At 74.5% G+C, this 15,378-nt stretch carries 11 protein-coding genes and 2 pseudogenes; 6 read left to right on the forward strand and 7 right to left on the reverse strand.

All coding sequences use genetic code 11. The annotated features are described in order from the left end of the window. The first annotated feature begins 148 nt into the window (after window positions 1-148). Window positions 149-1,237: a phosphotransferase family protein gene (locus tag GA0070613_RS00425; protein ID WP_089010440.1), complete on the forward strand. Its 1,089-nt coding sequence runs from the start codon at window positions 149-151 to the stop codon at window positions 1,235-1,237. 28 nt (window positions 1,238-1,265) lie between these two features. On the opposite strand, the gene GA0070613_RS00430 is transcribed toward GA0070613_RS00425, so the two are convergent. The 4 genes and pseudogenes from GA0070613_RS00430 to GA0070613_RS00440 form a co-directional block, all read right to left on the reverse strand. Continuing rightward, window positions 1,266-2,312, reverse strand: a complete 1,047-nt coding sequence (locus GA0070613_RS00430; RefSeq protein WP_089015654.1) for a LacI family DNA-binding transcriptional regulator — start codon at window positions 2,310-2,312, stop codon at window positions 1,266-1,268. An 80-nt stretch (window positions 2,313-2,392) separates the two neighbouring features. Then, entirely contained in the window at window positions 2,393-3,826 is a 1,434-nt protein-coding gene (locus GA0070613_RS00435; RefSeq protein WP_089010441.1) for a GH1 family beta-glucosidase, read from the reverse strand. Next, window positions 3,823-3,930 (reverse strand): annotated as a pseudogene (locus tag GA0070613_RS31820) (carbohydrate ABC transporter permease); the annotation flags it as partial. The gene GA0070613_RS00435 and the pseudogene GA0070613_RS31820, both read right to left, overlap by 4 nt. Before the next feature lie 72 nt (window positions 3,931-4,002). Then, window positions 4,003-4,548 carry a plasmid pRiA4b ORF-3 family protein gene (locus GA0070613_RS00440; RefSeq protein ID WP_089010442.1) on the reverse strand — a complete coding sequence of 182 codons (546 nt, stop codon included), beginning with the start codon at window positions 4,546-4,548 and terminating at the stop codon, window positions 4,003-4,005. Window positions 4,549-4,699: 151 nt separating this feature from the next. Between GA0070613_RS00440 and GA0070613_RS00445 the strand changes: the two genes are divergently transcribed. Continuing rightward, entirely contained in the window at window positions 4,700-5,479 is a 780-nt protein-coding gene (locus tag GA0070613_RS00445) for a pyrimidine reductase family protein (protein ID WP_089010443.1), read from the forward strand. 239 nt (window positions 5,480-5,718) lie between these two features. Here GA0070613_RS00445 and GA0070613_RS00450 read toward each other — a convergent pair whose 3' ends face one another. Both GA0070613_RS00450 and GA0070613_RS34270 read right to left on the reverse strand, forming a co-directional pair. After that, window positions 5,719-6,780 (reverse strand): M4 family metallopeptidase, encoded by a 1,062-nt coding sequence (locus GA0070613_RS00450; protein ID WP_197699028.1) that lies wholly within the window; start codon window positions 6,778-6,780, stop codon window positions 5,719-5,721. Between the two features lie 199 nt (window positions 6,781-6,979). Continuing rightward, window positions 6,980-7,510, reverse strand: a pseudogene (locus GA0070613_RS34270) (hypothetical protein); the annotation flags it as partial. Between the two features lie 47 nt (window positions 7,511-7,557). Here GA0070613_RS34270 and GA0070613_RS00455 point away from each other — a divergent pair. After that, window positions 7,558-8,061 (forward strand): DUF7144 family membrane protein, encoded by a 504-nt coding sequence (locus tag GA0070613_RS00455; RefSeq protein WP_089010444.1) that lies wholly within the window; start codon window positions 7,558-7,560, stop codon window positions 8,059-8,061. On the opposite strand, the gene GA0070613_RS00460 is transcribed toward GA0070613_RS00455, so the two are convergent. Next, window positions 7,991-9,628: a lipase family protein gene (locus GA0070613_RS00460; protein WP_089010445.1), complete on the reverse strand. Its 1,638-nt coding sequence runs from the start codon at window positions 9,626-9,628 to the stop codon at window positions 7,991-7,993. The genes GA0070613_RS00455 and GA0070613_RS00460 overlap by 71 nt on opposite strands. Window positions 9,629-9,858: 230 nt before the next feature. On the opposite strand from GA0070613_RS00460, the gene GA0070613_RS00465 reads away from it, so the two are divergent. The 3 genes from GA0070613_RS00465 (at window position 9,859) to GA0070613_RS00475 (ending at window position 15,304) form a co-directional block, all read left to right on the forward strand. Further along, window positions 9,859-11,610 carry an ATP-binding protein gene (locus tag GA0070613_RS00465; RefSeq protein WP_089010446.1) on the forward strand — a complete coding sequence of 584 codons (1,752 nt, stop codon included), beginning with the start codon at window positions 9,859-9,861 and terminating at the stop codon, window positions 11,608-11,610. A 71-nt stretch (window positions 11,611-11,681) separates the two neighbouring features. Next, window positions 11,682-12,830 carry an exonuclease SbcCD subunit D gene (locus GA0070613_RS00470; protein ID WP_089010447.1) on the forward strand — a complete coding sequence of 383 codons (1,149 nt, stop codon included), beginning with the start codon at window positions 11,682-11,684 and terminating at the stop codon, window positions 12,828-12,830. Beyond that, the gene (locus tag GA0070613_RS00475; RefSeq protein WP_089010448.1) at window positions 12,830-15,304 is read left to right on the forward strand and encodes an AAA family ATPase; all 2,475 of its coding nucleotides are present in this window, start codon (window positions 12,830-12,832) and stop codon (window positions 15,302-15,304) included. The genes GA0070613_RS00470 and GA0070613_RS00475 overlap by 1 nt, the downstream gene beginning before the upstream one ends. Window positions 15,305-15,378: the final 74 nt, after the last annotated feature.

Consider the following 15,378-nt stretch of genomic DNA (forward strand, 5'->3'; position numbering starts at 1 on the left):
TCTGGTCCCTCCGCTCGGCGGGCCGGCCGTGGCGGCCGGCAGGCTGGGCACCAGCCTGCCGGGTGACCATTTCGCCCCTGTTGCAGCGGCATGTCCCGGCGGAAAATCCGACCTTGACAAGAAAGCTGAGCTGCCATCAACTATTCGGATGACCGAACCGGCCGTCGACCCTGCCCAGACCCCGACCGGCTCGGCGTCCGACCGGTCCCCCAAGGGCCTCGATCTCGACCGGCTCGCCGCGTACCTGGCCGAACGGCGGCCCGAGCTGGCCGCCGGCCCGCTGTCGGCGCGGCTGATCGCCGGCGGCAAGTCCAACCTGACGTACCTGGTGCGCGCCGGCGGGCGCGAGATGGTGCTGCGCCGGCCCCCGCTCGGGCACGTGCTGGCCACCGCGCACGACATGGCCCGTGAGCACCGGGTGATCTCGGCGCTGGCGCCGACCGACGTCCCCGTCCCGGAGGCGCTGCTGCTCTGCGCCGACGATGAGGTGATCGGCGCGCCGTTCTACCTGATGGAGAAGGTCGACGGCGAGGTCTACCGGACCCGGGCGCAGACCGACCCGCTCACCGCCGGGCAGCGGCGCGACCTGGCCATGGCGATGATGGACACCCTGGCCGCGCTGCACATGGTCGAGCCGGCCGCCGTGGGGCTGGCCGACTTCGGCCGTCCCGAGGGCTACCTGGGCCGGCAGGTACGCCGCTGGGCCGGCCAGCTCGACCGCTCCCGCAGCCGCGAGCTGCCCGGCATCGACGAGCTGCGCGACGCGCTCGCCGACACCGTGCCGGAGGGCGCCAACGCGGGACGCATCGTGCACGGCGACTACCGGCTGGACAATCTCCTCGCCAAGGTCGACCCGGTCACGGTCCGGGCGGTGCTGGACTGGGAGATGGCAACCCTCGGCGATCCCCTCGCGGACCTGGGGCTGCTGCTGACCTACTGGAGCGTGCTGGGCGACAGCGAACTCGCCGAGGGCAACCCGGTCGCCGACGGGATCGGGCCACGCGCCGGCTTCCCCACCGGCGCCGAACTGATCGACCGGTACGCCGGCCGCAGCGACGTGGACGTGGGCCCGCTGCACTGGCACGTGGCGCTCGGCTGTTTCAAGCTGGCGGTGATCTGCGAGGGGATCCACTACCGGCACACCCTTGGGCAGACGCTCGGCGGCGGCTTCGACCGGATCGGTGACATGGTGGCGCCGCTGGTCGAGCACGGCCTGCACGAAGTCCGCGAAAAGTAACCGACCTCGGGTGAGCCGTCCCGACGGGTCAGGCGGAGGCGCGGTGGATGAGCTTGGTGTCGAGTAGGACGTGCGGGGAGGGCACCTCGTCGCCGCGGGTCCGGGAGACCAGGAGGCGGGCCATCTGGCGGCCCATCTCCTCCACCGGTTGGAAGACGGTGGTCAGCGGGGGTTCGGCCTGCCGCGCGATGGGCGCGTCGTCGAAGCCGATCACGGCCACGTCCTCGGGCACCCGGCGGCCGGCCTCGCGGAGCGCACGGAGGGCGCCGAACGCCATCAGGTCGGAGGCGGCGAAGACCGCGTCCAGGTCGGGGCAGACCTCCAGCAGCCGCCGCATGCAGGCGGTGCCGCTGCCCTCGCTGAAGTCCCCGTACGCGATCAGGTCCGGGTTGACGCTGGCGCCCGCGGCCCGGACGGCCTCCCGGTAGCCGGACAACCGGGCCAGGCCGGCGCCCATGTCCTGCGGCCCGGCGATGGTGGCGATGCGGCGCCGCCCCCGCGCGAAGAGGTGCTCCACCGCCTGCCGGGCGCCGCCGACGTTGTCCACGTCGACGAACCAGGCCGGCTGGACCCTGGGGTGCAGCATCCGGGCCGGCCGACCGCCGAGCACGGTGGGCAGGCCACGCTCCTCCAGCAGGGTGGGCAGCGGGTCGGAGTCGTGCAGCGAGAGCAGCAGGACGCCGTCGACGTGCTGGTTGGTCAGGTGGTGCTCGACCCGTTCCCGTTCGATCGGCGACTGCACCATGGCCAGCCAGAGCTGCATCGGGGTCTCCAGCAGCCCGGAGCTGACGCCACGGACGATGCTGGCGAAGAACGGCTCGGTGAAGACCCGCTCGCCGGACTCGGAGACCACCAGCGCCACCGAGTCGGTCCGCTGGGTCACCAGCGCCCGGGCGGCGCGGTTCGGCACGTACCCCAGCTCGGCGATCGCCTGTTGGACGGCGGCCCGGGCCTCCGGGCTGACCTGGGGCGAGCCGTTGACCACGCGGGAGACCGTGCCGCGCCCGACGCCGGCACGGGCCGCGACCGCGTCGAGGGTCGGGCGCCCGAGCGACCGCGTGCGCTGCGTTGTCATCGTCTGCTCCTCCGACATCGGACGGGCCCGGCACCTGGCACGGCGACGGTGCCGGGCCGCCCGTTACTGGCTGGCCAAGCCTATTGTGCGGCCAGACCGTTCCGTCGGATCACCTCGGCGTACCACCTGGCGCTGGACTTGGGGATCCGGGCCTGGCTGTCGTAGTCGACGTGGACCATGCCGAAGCGCTTGGTGTACCCCCACGCCCATTCGAAGTTGTCCATCAGTGACCAGGCGAAGTAGCCCTTCAGGGGCACCCCGGCGCTGATCGCGGCGCGCGCGGCGCGCAGGTGCGCGTCGAAGTACGCCAGCCGGTCGGGGTCGTCGACCCGGCCGTCGACCACCGCGTCGACGAAGGCGGAGCCGTTCTCGGTGATGTAGAGCGGCAGGTCGGTGTAGTCGCGGTGGACCCGCTCCAGCGTCTCGACCAGGCCGGGGGCGTCGATCTCCCAGTCCATGTCGGTGACCGGGACGCCTCGGGTGACGAACCGGACGTCCTCGCTGCCCGGCCAGCACGACGGCGACCGCCAGTACGCCGCCGGCTCCGCCTCCTCGATCGGGGCGGCGACGACGTGCCGGCTGTAGTAGTTGATCCCCACCACGTCCAGCGGGCTGGAGATGATCTTCAGATCGCCGTCCTGGACGTGCCCGAAGTCGCTGATCTGGCGCAGGTCGGCGGTCAGGTCCGCGGGGTACGACCCGCGCAGCACCGGGTCGAGGAAGAACCGGTTCGCCAGCCCGTCGATCCGCCGCGCGGCGTCGACGTCCCCGGCCGCGTCGGTGGCCGGGGTGACCGGGTAGAGGTTGAGCGTGATGCCGAGCTGGGCGTCGGGCCGGGACGCCCGCAGCGCCTCCACCGCGAGGCCGTGGCCGAGCATCAGGTGGTGCCCGGCCCGGACCGCGTCACCGCCGTCGGAGCGGCCCGGCGCGTGCACGCCGGAGCCGTAGCCGAGGAACGCCGAGCACCACGGCTCGTTGAGCGTGGTCCAGTACCGCACCCGGTCGCCGAGGGCGTCCGCGACGAGCTGGGCGTAGTCGGCGAACCGGGCGGCGGTGTCCCGGGCCGGCCAGCCGCCGGCGTCCTCCAGCGGCTGCGGCAGGTCCCAGTGGTAGAGGGTCAGCCAGGGCTCGATGTCGTGGGCCAGCAGCTCGTCGACCAGCCGCCGGTAGAAGTCCAGGCCCGCCTGGTTGGCCGCCCCCGTGCCGCCCGGCTGGACCCGGGGCCAGGAGACCGAGAACCGGTACGACTTCAGCCCCAGCTCGGCCATCAGCCGGACGTCGTCCGGCATCCGGTGGTAGTGGTCGCAGGCCACGTCGCCGGTGTGCCCGCCCACCGTCCGGCCCTCGGTGTGGCTGAACGTGTCCCAGATCGACGGGGTACGGCCGCCCTCGGTCGCCGCGCCCTCGATCTGGTACGCGGCGGTCGCCGCGCCCCACCGGAAACCGGGCGGGAAGGTGAGTTCCGGGCCCTGGTCGAGGACGCCGGCGGCGGGCGGGCTGGCGGGGTTGCTCACGACTTGACGGCGCCTTCCATGATTCCGCCGATGATCTGGCGGCCGAACAGAACGAACACGATGAACAGGGGCAGGGTGGCGATCAACGTACCGGCGAGGGTCTGCACTCGCGGGAGCGTTCCCATGAGATTGCCGGGCGGTGTCAGGGGTGTCAATAGTCCATGGGAGGGCCCGGATCAGCAGAGGCGGCGCAGCAGGGTGGTGGCGCGGGCGGCGTCGAAGGCGTCCGGGTCGAAGCCCGCGCCCGCCCACTCCCGCATCGCGCGGTGCTCGGGCTGGGCCGGATCGGTCAGCGCGGCAAGCAGGACGGCGTACCCGGACGGACCGCCGACGTCCTCCGGCGGACAGGCCCGCTCCCCCTGGAGGCAGGACGGGTACCGCTCGTCCGGGTCCGCCGTGCAGGCGTCCTCCACCAGCAGGTCGTGCTCCCACCAGTCGCCGAAGTCGTACGTGTAGTGGAACCGGCTGCCCTTGCCGACCACCGCGTCCAGCCGGACGTCCAGCTCGTCGCGGACCGCCAGCTCGCCGTCCGGGTCCGGCTCGCCGTACTGGAGCCCGTCGATCTCGAACGAGTGCAGGTGACAGTCCCGCCAGCCCATCGCGTGCTGCACCACCCGGTGCACGCGGTCCAGGGTGTACCCACCGGGGACGAGCACCCGCCGCCACACCGGCGGCCGGACCCCGGCCAGGGAGATCGCGAGCTGGAAGATCTGACGCGGCATCGGTGTCCCATCCTCCCTCGGCATAGGCTGCCAGCATGATCTGCCGAGCGTGCCGAGAGCGACGGCACGACGACTGTCCGGGCCGGAAGTGGTGCGACTGCCAGCACCGTACCCCCCGACCCACCCCTCCGGTCACCGGTCCGGCCAGCGAATGAGCGGAACGGCGATTTCCCGGATCTGGCCCGCGCCCGCCGCCGGGCCGCTGACCGACCCCGAGCTGGCCGCGCTCTACGGCCCCGCCGGCCGTCCGCACCTGCGGGTCAACTTCGTGACCAGCGCCGACGGCGCGGTCACCCTGGACGGCTACTCCGAAGGCCTCTCCGGCGAGCCGGACAAGCGGGTCTTCGGGCTGCTCCGGATGCTCTGCGACGGCCTCGTCGTGGCCGCCGGCACGCTCCGGCACGAGGGCTACCGGGCGGTCCGGCTGAGCGAGCCGCGCCGGGCCTGGCGCCGGGAGCACGGCCTGGCCGAATACCCGACGCTGGTGGTGGTCTCCGGCTCGCTCGACCTCGACCCGGACCAGGCCGCCTTCGCCGACGCGCCGGTTCGGCCGCTCGTGCTCACCCGGGCCGCCGCCGAGCCGCCGCCCGGGCTGACCGACGTCGCCGACCTCGTGTGCTGCGGCGACGACCGGGTGGACCTCGCCGCGGGCCTGGCCGAGCTGCGCCGCCGCGGGCTGGGCCAGCTGCTCTGCGAGGGCGGCCCGCACCTCTTCGGCGCGCTCACCGCCGCCGACCTGGTCGACGAGCTCTGCCTGACCGTCGCGCCGCTGCTCGCCGGGGCCGGCCCCGGTCGGATCACCGCCGGGGACGCCAGCGCGCCCCGCCGGCTGCCGCTGCGCCACGTGCTGGCCGCCGACGATGGCGTCCTGATGCTGCGCTACGCCCGGGACGACGACCGACCGCCGGCCGGCGCCGCACCGGCCGCCTGATCGATGGCGCCGAGGGCGGCGAGGGCGGCGACCAGACGCCGCAGGTCCGCGTCCGCGCAACGCGGCCGCCGCGCCGGCCGCCGGCCTCGTCCGCCGACCACCCGGCGGTACGCGGACAACCCTTCTCCGCCCACGCGGACGGGCGCGGGCACGCCGGGTGGCGGACCCGCGCCCGTGATCGGTGGCGCCGTCGTCCGGCGTCGGCGGTGGAGGAGGGCCGCCGACGCCGGATCAGGCGGTCAGTTGACGCTCACGGCCGACCAGGCGGCGGCGACCGTGTTGTACTCGGCGCTGCCGGCGCCGTACAGGTCCTTGGCGGCCGACAGGGTCGCGGTGCGGGCACCGGCGTAGCTGGTCCGCGAGGTCATGTAGGTGGTCAGCGCCCGGTACCAGATCGCGCCGGCCCTCGCGTTGCCGATGCCGGCGACGGTGCTGCCGTTGCAGGTCGGGCTGTTGCCGTACGACGACGAGCCGCTGCCGACGGCGAGCAGGTAGAAGAAGTGGTTCGCCACGCCGGAGGAGTAGTGCACGTCCAGCCGGCCCACCGAGCTGCTCCAGCAGTCGGCGGAGGCGCCGTCCTTGGACGGCTTGTCCATGTAGCGCAGCGGCGCGCCGCTGGTGCGCAGCTTCTCCCCGATCAGGTAGTCACCCGGGTCCTTGCTGTTGGCCGCGTAGAACTCGACCAGGGTGCCGAAGATGTCGCTGGTGGCCTCGTTCAGGCCGCCGGACTCACCGCTGTAGCGCAGGCCGGCGGTGTTGCTGGTGACGCCGTGGCTCATCTCGTGCCCGGCGACGTCCAGCGAGGTCAGCGGGTACCAGCCGGAGCCGCCGTCACCGTAGGTCATGCAGAAGCAGGAGTCGCTCCAGAACGCGTTGGCGTAGTTGGTGCTGTAGTGCACCCGGCTGTACGCGCCCACCCCGTCGTTGCGGATGCCGTTCCGGCCGAAGGTGGTCTTGTAGTAGTCCCAGGTCTCCTGGGCGCCGTAGGCGGCGTCGGCGGCGGCGGTCTGCCGGTTGGCCAGGGTGCCGTCGCCGAAGACGTTGCCGGTGTTGGTGACCAGGGTGCCGGTGCCGCTGGTGCCACCGTTCAGGTCGTACGTCCGGTGGCCGCCCCGGGTGGCGTCGGCGAGCTGGTAGGTGCCGCCGGAGAGGGTGCTGCCCACGGTCACCGAGCCGGAGTGGAAGGTGTTGCCGGTGCCTTCGCGCTGCACGCCCTCCCACGAGTCGCGGACCCTGCCGCTGGCGGCGTCGACCAGCACGTGCAGCTCGCTGGGGGTGCCGTCGGCGTACGCGCCACCCACGACGACCTCGTACGCCAGGGTGGTGCCGGCGGCGTCGGCGTCGTGGACCAGCTGGCTGCCGTCGACCCGGCGGGCGGCGGCGGTCGAGGAGCCCAGCGCGGCCCGGCCCGCGGCCGCCGCGCTGATCTTCGCCTTGGCGCCCCGGGCGGGGGCCGCGGCGAGGCTCTGGCTGGCACCCCGCCAGGTGTTGCCCTTGCCGAGGTGCGTGCACGACCGTGTCTCCGCCCAGGACCGGCAGACCGTCCTGGTAGCGGTTGAGCCGGACGTGCTCGGTGCCGTCGGCGTCGGTGCTCGTGTTCTTGAGCGTGAAGCTCTGCCCGTCGGCGACGAGCGCGCTGCCCGGGTGGGCCTTGAGCTGGGCCACCGCGCGGGTGAACGCGTCGGCGGAGGTGGCGGGCGCGGCGGCGGCCGCGGTCGGCACGGTGGCGGCGGCCGCCAGGAGAGCGGCCGTGGCGAGGCCGCTCAGGAGAGTGGTACGACGCATGAAGTTCCTACCTTCACTAGGACTGCCAGTCGGGGGGGTGCCGACTGACCGGTGACCCGCCGGTGGTGGACGACGGATCAGTCGCGACCCCGCGGGTGGCAGGGCGCGACGGCGCACAGGGATCGACGTTTGGAAGATCCTCGATGCGTTGTTGCATATTTTTGCGTCAAGCCGCCCTTCCCTGTCACGACCTGCGACCAAGATTTTTTCCACAACTTTTCGCATCCCGTTCACCACTGTGGGCATCCGGCTGTTCGCCCGGGACCCGGCCGCAGGGGCCTTAACCTGGGACGATGGGATCCGCAGGGGTAGGCGACGCCAGGGCGGCCGGGCATGGCCGCCCGCTGCTCGCCGCCGGACTGCTGACCGGCGCCGGACTGGTGGACGTGCTCTCCGCCTGGGCGCACACGGCGCGCGACGCGTTCGCCGTGGAGACCGCGCAGGGCGTGTACCGGGTCGACATCACCGGCTGGGCATGGCTGCACGTCGCCATCGGGGCCGCGGCAACGCTCGCCGGGCTGCTGGTGCTCACCGGGCGACCCGGAACGGTTCCGCTCGCGATCTGCTGCGCCGTACTGGCGGTCGCCGTCGAGCTGGCGCTCCTGCCGTACGCGCCGATCCGGGCCGTCCTGGTGGTCGCGCTCGACCTGGCGGCCGTCCGACTGCTCCTCCGCTACCGGCGCGCCGTCCGCGGCCGCACGCCGGCCCCGCCCGGGCCGGATCGGCTCAGCGCGCCTCGCAGACCCGGCCGGTCCTCGCCGGGTCCCCCTCCCGGCTCGCCGACCACACCGGGTTGAGCGACAGCGCCAACGGCGGCGCCTGCCAGGCGGCGCCCAGCCGCTGGAGCAGGCCGTACTCCCGGCGGGGCTGGTCGACCTGCTCGCCGGCCAGGAACGCGATCACCCGGTCCTCCACCATCCGCTGGCCGATCAGGCCGCCATGGAACGCGGGCTGCTGGTAGACCGGGATGCGGCTGTACTCCCCCGGCGGCGCCTCGGCGGCGCTGACCGTGGGCAGGAAGGCGATCATCCGGACGCCCGGCACCGGGCAGAGCGTGCGGTTGCGGTAGAACGGCGCGCCGCTCAGCACCGAGCGCACGAACGGCTCGTCGGGGTCGTCCTTCACCGGATTGGGCAGGCTCGCCAGCCAGAACAGGGCGCGCAGCTCCCAGCCCGCCGCGACCCCCCAGCCCTGGTGCCCCGGGGGCGGGTAGTAGGTCCGCCCGGCCTGGACCAGCGGGCTGAACATCACCGCCGCGGTCACCGGGCCAGGGGGCAACAGCAACTTCTCCAGGTAGGTCCGGACCACCATGGCGCCCTCGCTCTGCCCGACCAGCGCCACCGGCCGGCCGGTACGCCGGTGCAGCGCGTCCACCTGGGCGGCGAGCAGGACGCTGCTGGAGTCGAGCGACCGGTGGGTCGCCGCCGGCGGGTACGGCAGGGGCCGACCACCCGCGTCCAGCCCCTGGTAGGAGAAGTGCTCGACCCGCGGGTCGGCGGGTGGTTCCCCGTCCCACTGCGAGTCGTGCCCGTCGAGGACGATCACCGCGTGGTTGACCCGGTCGGGCAGCCGTTCGGTGAGGACCGGCGGCCGCCATATCCCCGGCCCGGGGGCGGCGATCCCGATCAGCGACGGGGCCCAGACCGCCCCCGCCATGGTGAGGACGATGGCGATCGGGGCGACCGGCACCCGCGGCCAGCGGATCCGGGCCGGCAGCGCCGCGGCGGCCACGCTCCGTTGCCAGAGCAGCCCGTTCGCCACCCCGGCCAGGCCGGCCACCCCGACCGTCCACCAGCCGGGGGTGCTGGAGATCAGCGCGCCGGCCAGGGTCAGCAGCACGAAGTTCAGCGCCGACCAGCCGAACACCTCGATTGTCGGCAACCCCCGCCACCAGTTGGCCACGGCCCCGGCCCGTACGAGGAAGGGGGCGAGCACCAGCATCGGGCCCAGCGAGGCGAACAGGTACCAGGAGAGCGCCACCGCGGAGAAGGCGACGGAGAGCGCGGCCCACGGCGAGATGACCAGCATGGCCAGCGCCGCGACCTCCAGGTTGCGTCGCATCAGCCGGCCCCGGGAGGGGCGCGGTGTCCCCTCGGGCCAGGCCAGCGCGGTCAGCCCGGCGGAGAGCAGCCCCCGGGCCAGGGTGACGCCGAGCAGCCCGAGCACGAACGTGAGCCACGAGTCGTGGTAGACCAGCAGCCAACGCAGGTCGTGGTACGAGTCGTACGGCCAGACGGCGGTGACCTGCGGGGCGAGCCCGCGGGCGGCGTGCAGCCCGACGGCGACCAGCACCACCTCCTCGACCACCGCCGGCAGCCCGGCGAGGACGAGCAGTGCGACCGTCCGGCCCCGTGTCGATCCCACGTCCGCTCCCCGCTCCCCCCGGCCCCCTGCAGGATCTCGCGGATGACGCCCGGCCGGGGCGGGAATCGCGTCGCCGCCGACACGCGGTGTGGTTGGCCGACCCCGGTGCGCGAGGGGCGCGGAGGACCTCGGGTGGCGTCCGCCGCGTCGCGTGGCAACCTGTCGCATCCCTCGGGCAGGATGCACCACGTGTGCCGCGACCGAGACGACCAGCTGACCGGAGTCCGCCGATGACCGACGACCCGCTCGACGGCCCCGGCGACGGGGTCGGCCGGGTGCTCGGCACCGCCGACGCCACCCCGCTGACGTTCTGGACCGCCGTCGCCCCCGGCAGCTACCTCCAGCTCGACGACGTGGTGGTCACCCGCCGCGAGCTGCCCGACCGGGAGCCGGTGACCATCGCCGGCGTGGTCACCCAGGTCCGCGCCCGGCATGAGGGCGCGCAGTTCGACTCCGACGTATTCGCCATCGCCGACGGGACGCTGCCCGCCCAGGTGCAGGAGGCCGCGGAGATCACCACCACCCGGGTCGACCCCGAGTTCTACGTGCCGCCCACCCCGGGGGCGGTCGTGCACCGGGCCGAGGGCGACGCCCGGGCCCGGGCTTTGCACTTCGACCGGATGGAACGGCGCATCCCGATGGGCATGGGCCGCGACGGCGTGCCGGTCTACCTCAACGCCGACTTCCTCGACGGCACCCGCGGCGCGCACGTCTCCATCTCCGGCATCTCCGGGGTGGCCACCAAGACCAGCTTCGCCACCTTCCTGCTCTACTCGGTCTTCCGCTCCGGGGTGCTCGGCGGCGACGCGGTCAACGCCAAGGCGCTGATCTTCAACGTCAAGGGCGAGGACCTGCTCTTCCTCGACCACCCCAACACCCGGCTCGACGACGCCACCCGGGCCGGGTACGCGAAGCTCGGGCTGGACGCCGGCGCCTTCCCCGACGTGCGGGTGTACGCGCCGCCCCGGGTCGGCGACTCCTCCGGCACGCCGGACGTGAGCAGCCGGCTCACCGGCGTCGACAGCTTCTACTGGACACTCGCCGAGTTCTGCGCCGACCGGCTCCTGCCGTACGTCTTCGCCGATGCCGACGACGAGCGCCAGCAGTACACGATGGTGGTCCACTCGGTGGCCGCCCACCTGGCCCGGTACGCCCAGCCCGCCGACGGCGGGGTCAGCCTGGACGGCGTCCGGCTGGGGTCGTACGCCGACCTGGTCGACCACATCGTCGAGCAGCTCAACGACGACGAGACCCGGTCCGAGTGGGCGGGCAGCGCGGTCGGGCTCGGCACCGTCAACGCGTTCGCCCGCCGGCTGATCGGCAGCAAGAAGGACCTGGGCCGGCTGCTCCGGGGTGACCTGGCCACCCGCCGCCCGCACTCGATCAACACCGCCGAGAGCGCCCAGGTCACCGTCGTCGACCTGCACAATCTCCCCGACCGGGCGCAGCGCTTCGTGGTCGGCGTGACGCTGAAGAGCGAGTTCGAGCGCAAGGAGAAGGCCGGCACGGCCAAGCCGCTGCTCTTCGTCGTCCTCGACGAGCTGAACAAGTACGCCCCCCGCGAGGGCTCCTCCCCGATCAAGGAGGTGCTGCTGGACATCGCCGAGCGGGGCCGCTCGCTCGGGGTGATCCTGGTCGGCGCCCAGCAGACGGCGAGCGAGGTGGAGCGCCGGATCGTGACCAACTCGGCGATCCGGGTGGTCGGCCGGCTCGACCCGGCCGAGGCGTCCCGCCCCGAGTACGGCTTCCTCCCGCCGGCCCAGCGGCAGCGGGCCCTGCTGGCCAAGCCCGGCACCATGTTCGTCAACCAGCCGGACATCCCGGTCCCGCTCTGTTTGGAGTTCCCCTTCCCGGCCTGGGCGACCCGGGTCTCCGAGGCCGGCCGGGCGCCGTCGGAGACGCTGCGTTCGATCACCCAGTCGGCCGACCCGTTCGCCGTGGTCGGCTCCGGCGCCGCCACCGACGACGACATCCCGTTCTGAGGCGGTCCACCGGTGAGCGCGAGGAGTGCAGCGAAGCGGAGCCCCGCAGTCGCGAACGAAAGGCCAGCACTGTGAAGATCCTGCACACCTCCGACTGGCACGTCGGCAAGGTCCTCAAGGGACGGTCCCGGGCCGAGGAGCACAAGCAGGTGCTGGCCCAGGTGATCGAGATCGCCCGGGCCGAGCGCCCCGACCTGGTCATCGTGGCCGGCGACCTGTACGACACCGCCGCGCCCACCCCGGAGGCGACCCGGCTGGTGACCCGGGCGCTGACCGCGCTGAGGCGCACCGGCGCGGACGTGGTGGCGATCGGCGGCAACCACGACAACGGGCAGGCCCTGGACGCGCTGCGCCCCTGGGCCGAGGCGGCCGGCATCACCCTGCGCGGCGGCGTCCGGGACAATCCGGCCGAGCACATCATCGACGGCGTCACCGCCGACGGGGAGCGCTGGCAGCTCGCCGCGCTGCCCTTCCTCTCCCAGCGGTACGCCGTCCGCGCGGTGGAGATGTACGAGCTGACCGCCGCCGAGGCCAACCAGACGTACGCCGACCACCTCGGCCGGGTGCTCGCCCGGCTCACCGAGGGCTTCACCGAGCCCGACCGGGTGCACCTGGTCACCGCCCACCTGACCGTGGTCGGGGCGAGCACCGGCGGCGGCGAGCGGGACGCGCACACCGTCCTCGGGTACGCCGTGCCAGCCACCGTCTTCCCGGGCACCGCGCACTACGTGGCGCTCGGTCACCTGCACCGCTCCCAGCGGGTCATCGGCCCCTGCCCGGTGCGCTACAGCGGCAGCCCGCTGGCGGTCGACTTCGGCGAGCAGGAGAACGTCGGCTCGGTGACCATCGTCGAGGTGACCGCCCGGACCGCCGCCCGGATCCGGGAGGTGCCGGTGCCGGGGGCGACCCCGCTGCGCACCGTGCGGGGCACCCTGGCCCAGCTCGCGGAGATCGAGGCGCCGGAGGGCTGGCTGCGGGTCTACGTCCGCGAGCAGCCCCGCGCCGGGCTGCGCGAGGAGGTGCAGGAGCTGCTTCCCGGCGCGCTGGAGATCCGGATCGACCCGGAGCTGGTCCCGGCGCCCGGCAGCGGCACCCGCACCGCCCAGCGGGCCGGCCGGTCGCCGCGCGAGCTCTTCGCCGACTACCTGGGCAGCCGCGGGCACGCCGACGAGGGCGTCCAGGAGCTCTTCGACGAGCTCCTCGAGGAGGTCGACCGCTGATGCGCCCGATCCGGCTGGACATGGCGGGCTTCACCGTCTTCCGCGAGGAGACCACCGTCGACTTCACCGACGCCGACTTCTTCGTGCTGGTCGGGCCGACCGGCTCCGGCAAGTCCACGGTGCTCGACGCGATCTGCTTCGCCCTCTACGGCACCGTGCCGCGGTGGGGCGGGACCCGGGGCCTGGCCAACGCGCTCGCCCCGTCGGCCACCGAGGCCCGGGTCCGGCTGGTCTTCGAGTCCGCCGGCGACCGGTACGTCGCCACCCGGGTGGTCCGCCGGGACGGCCGGGGCGCGGTCAAGACCGCCAACGCCGGGTTGCAGCTCATGCCCGCCGGCTTCGACGTGACCAAGCTCGACACCGGGCTCAGCCCGGACGACCTCGGCGAGGTGGTCGCCGGCACCCCCGCCGAGATGGAGGACGCGGTCCTCGAGGCGGTCGGGCTGCCGTACGAGCAGTTCACCTCCTGCGTGGTGCTGCCGCAGGGGCAGTTCGCCGACTTCCTGCACGCCAAGCCCGCCACCCGGCAGCAGATCCTGGTCAACCTGCTCGGCCTCGGCGTCTACGAGGAGGTGCAGAAGAAGGCCACCGAACGCGCCGGGCAGGCCGAGGCGAAGCTGGAGGCCGTGGACCGGATGCTCGCCGGGCTCGCCGCCGTCGACGACGAGACGGTGGCCGGGGCGCAGGCGCAGGTCGACCGGATGCGGGAGCTGGCCGGGGCGGTGGCGACGGCCGTACCGGAGCTGGAGGGGGCGCGGGCCACGGCGCGGGAGGTGGCGGCGGCGCTCGCCGCGCTCGACGCGGAGCTGGCCGTGCTGGCCGGGGTGCGGGCGCCGGACGGGATCGCCGAGCTGGCCCGGGCGGTGACCACGGCGCGGGCCGCGGCCGACGAGGAGGTCGCCGCGGTGGCGCTCGCCGAGGAGCGGGAGGAGAAGCTGCGCGGCGAGCTGACCGCGGCCGGCGACGAGAGCGCGCTGCGCCTGCTGCTGAAGGCGCACGCCGACCGGGACCGGCTGACCGCCGAGGCGGACACGGTCCGGGCGGCGGTGAACGCGGCGCAGGCCGAACACGACGCGGCGGCGCGGGCCCTGGCCGAGGCACGGGCCGCGGCCGAGCGGGCGGACGCGGAGCTGGAGGCGGCGTTCCGGGCGCACGAGGAGGCCAAGGCCACCGACCAGGCCGTGGCGCTGCGAGCGCACCTGGTCGACGGCGGGCCCTGCCCGGTCTGCGAGCAGGTGGTGCCCCGGGTGCCGGCGGTGCCGGCCGGTTCGGCGGTGGCCCGGGCCACCGCCGCGGGGAAGGCGGCCCGGGCCGCCAGCGAGGCGGCGAAGCGGCCGGTGCAGGAGCACGACGCGGCCGCCCGCGACCTGGACCGGATGCTGCTGCGCGCCCACGCCGAGCACGACCAGCTGCGGGCCCGGCTGGTCGAGCTGGACGACCAGCTCGCCGCCGCCGCCGCGCCGGCCGCGCTGCGGGCGGCCTTGGACGAGCACGCCCGGCTGCGCCGGGCACTGGAGGAGGCGGCGACCGCGGTGCGCGCCGGACGGGACGCCGCCCGGCGGGCCCGGGGCGCGCTGGACGGCGCCGAGGAGCGGCTGCGCCGGGCGTGGCGCGACTTCGACACAGCCCGGGACCGGCTCGCCCGGTTCGGGCCGCCGGCCGCCGACCGCGACGACGTGGCCGCCGCGTGGGCCGCCCTGGCCGGGTGGGCCGGCGGGGAGGCCGACCGGCGGCGGGCCGACCGCGGCGGACTGGTCGACTCGGTCGCCGCGGCCCGGGCGGCGGCGGCCGAGGTGGAGGACCGCATCGCCGCCCTCTTCACCGCCGCCGGCCTGGCCGTCGCCGACGACCCGGACCGGGCCGCCGCGGTGGCGGTGGAGCGCGCCGAGGCCGAGCTGCGCCGGCTGGTCGAGCGGCGCGAGCAGGCCGTCGAGCTGCGCGAGCAGCGGGCCGGCCACGAGCGGGAGGCCCGGGTCGCCCGGGCCCTGGCCGGGCACCTGCGGGCCAACAACTTCGAGCGCTGGCTGCTGGCCGAGGCGTTGGACCTGCTGGTCGACGGCGCGTCGCGGATCCTGCGGGAACTCTCCGGCGGCCAGTACGACCTGGTGCACGACAAGGGCGAGTTCTTCGTGGTCGACCACCACGACGCCGGGCTGCGGCGGGGTGTGCGCACCCTCTCCGGCGGGGAGACGTTCCAGGCCTCGCTCGCGCTGGCGCTGGCGCTGTCCGAGCAGCTGGCCGGGATGTCGACCACCGCGGCCAGCCTGGAGTCGATCGTCCTCGACGAGGGCTTCGGCACGCTGGACGCGGCCACCCTGGACACCGTCGCGGCGACCCTGGAGAGCCTGGCCGCCCGCGGCGACCGGATGGTCGGCGTGGTCACCCATGTGCCGGCCCTCGCGGAGCGGATCCCGGTCCGCTACGAGGTCCGCAAGGACGCCCGCACGGCCCGCGTCGAACGGACCGGCCTGTGAGCGCGAGGAGTGCAGCGCAGCGGAGCCCCGCAGTCGCGAACGAAAGGGCGGCCCTGTGAGCGCGAGGAGTGCAG

The sequence above is a fragment of the Micromonospora inositola genome, assembly GCF_900090285.1.
In the GTDB taxonomy this organism is placed as follows: Bacteria; Actinomycetota; Actinomycetes; order Mycobacteriales; family Micromonosporaceae; genus Micromonospora; species Micromonospora inositola.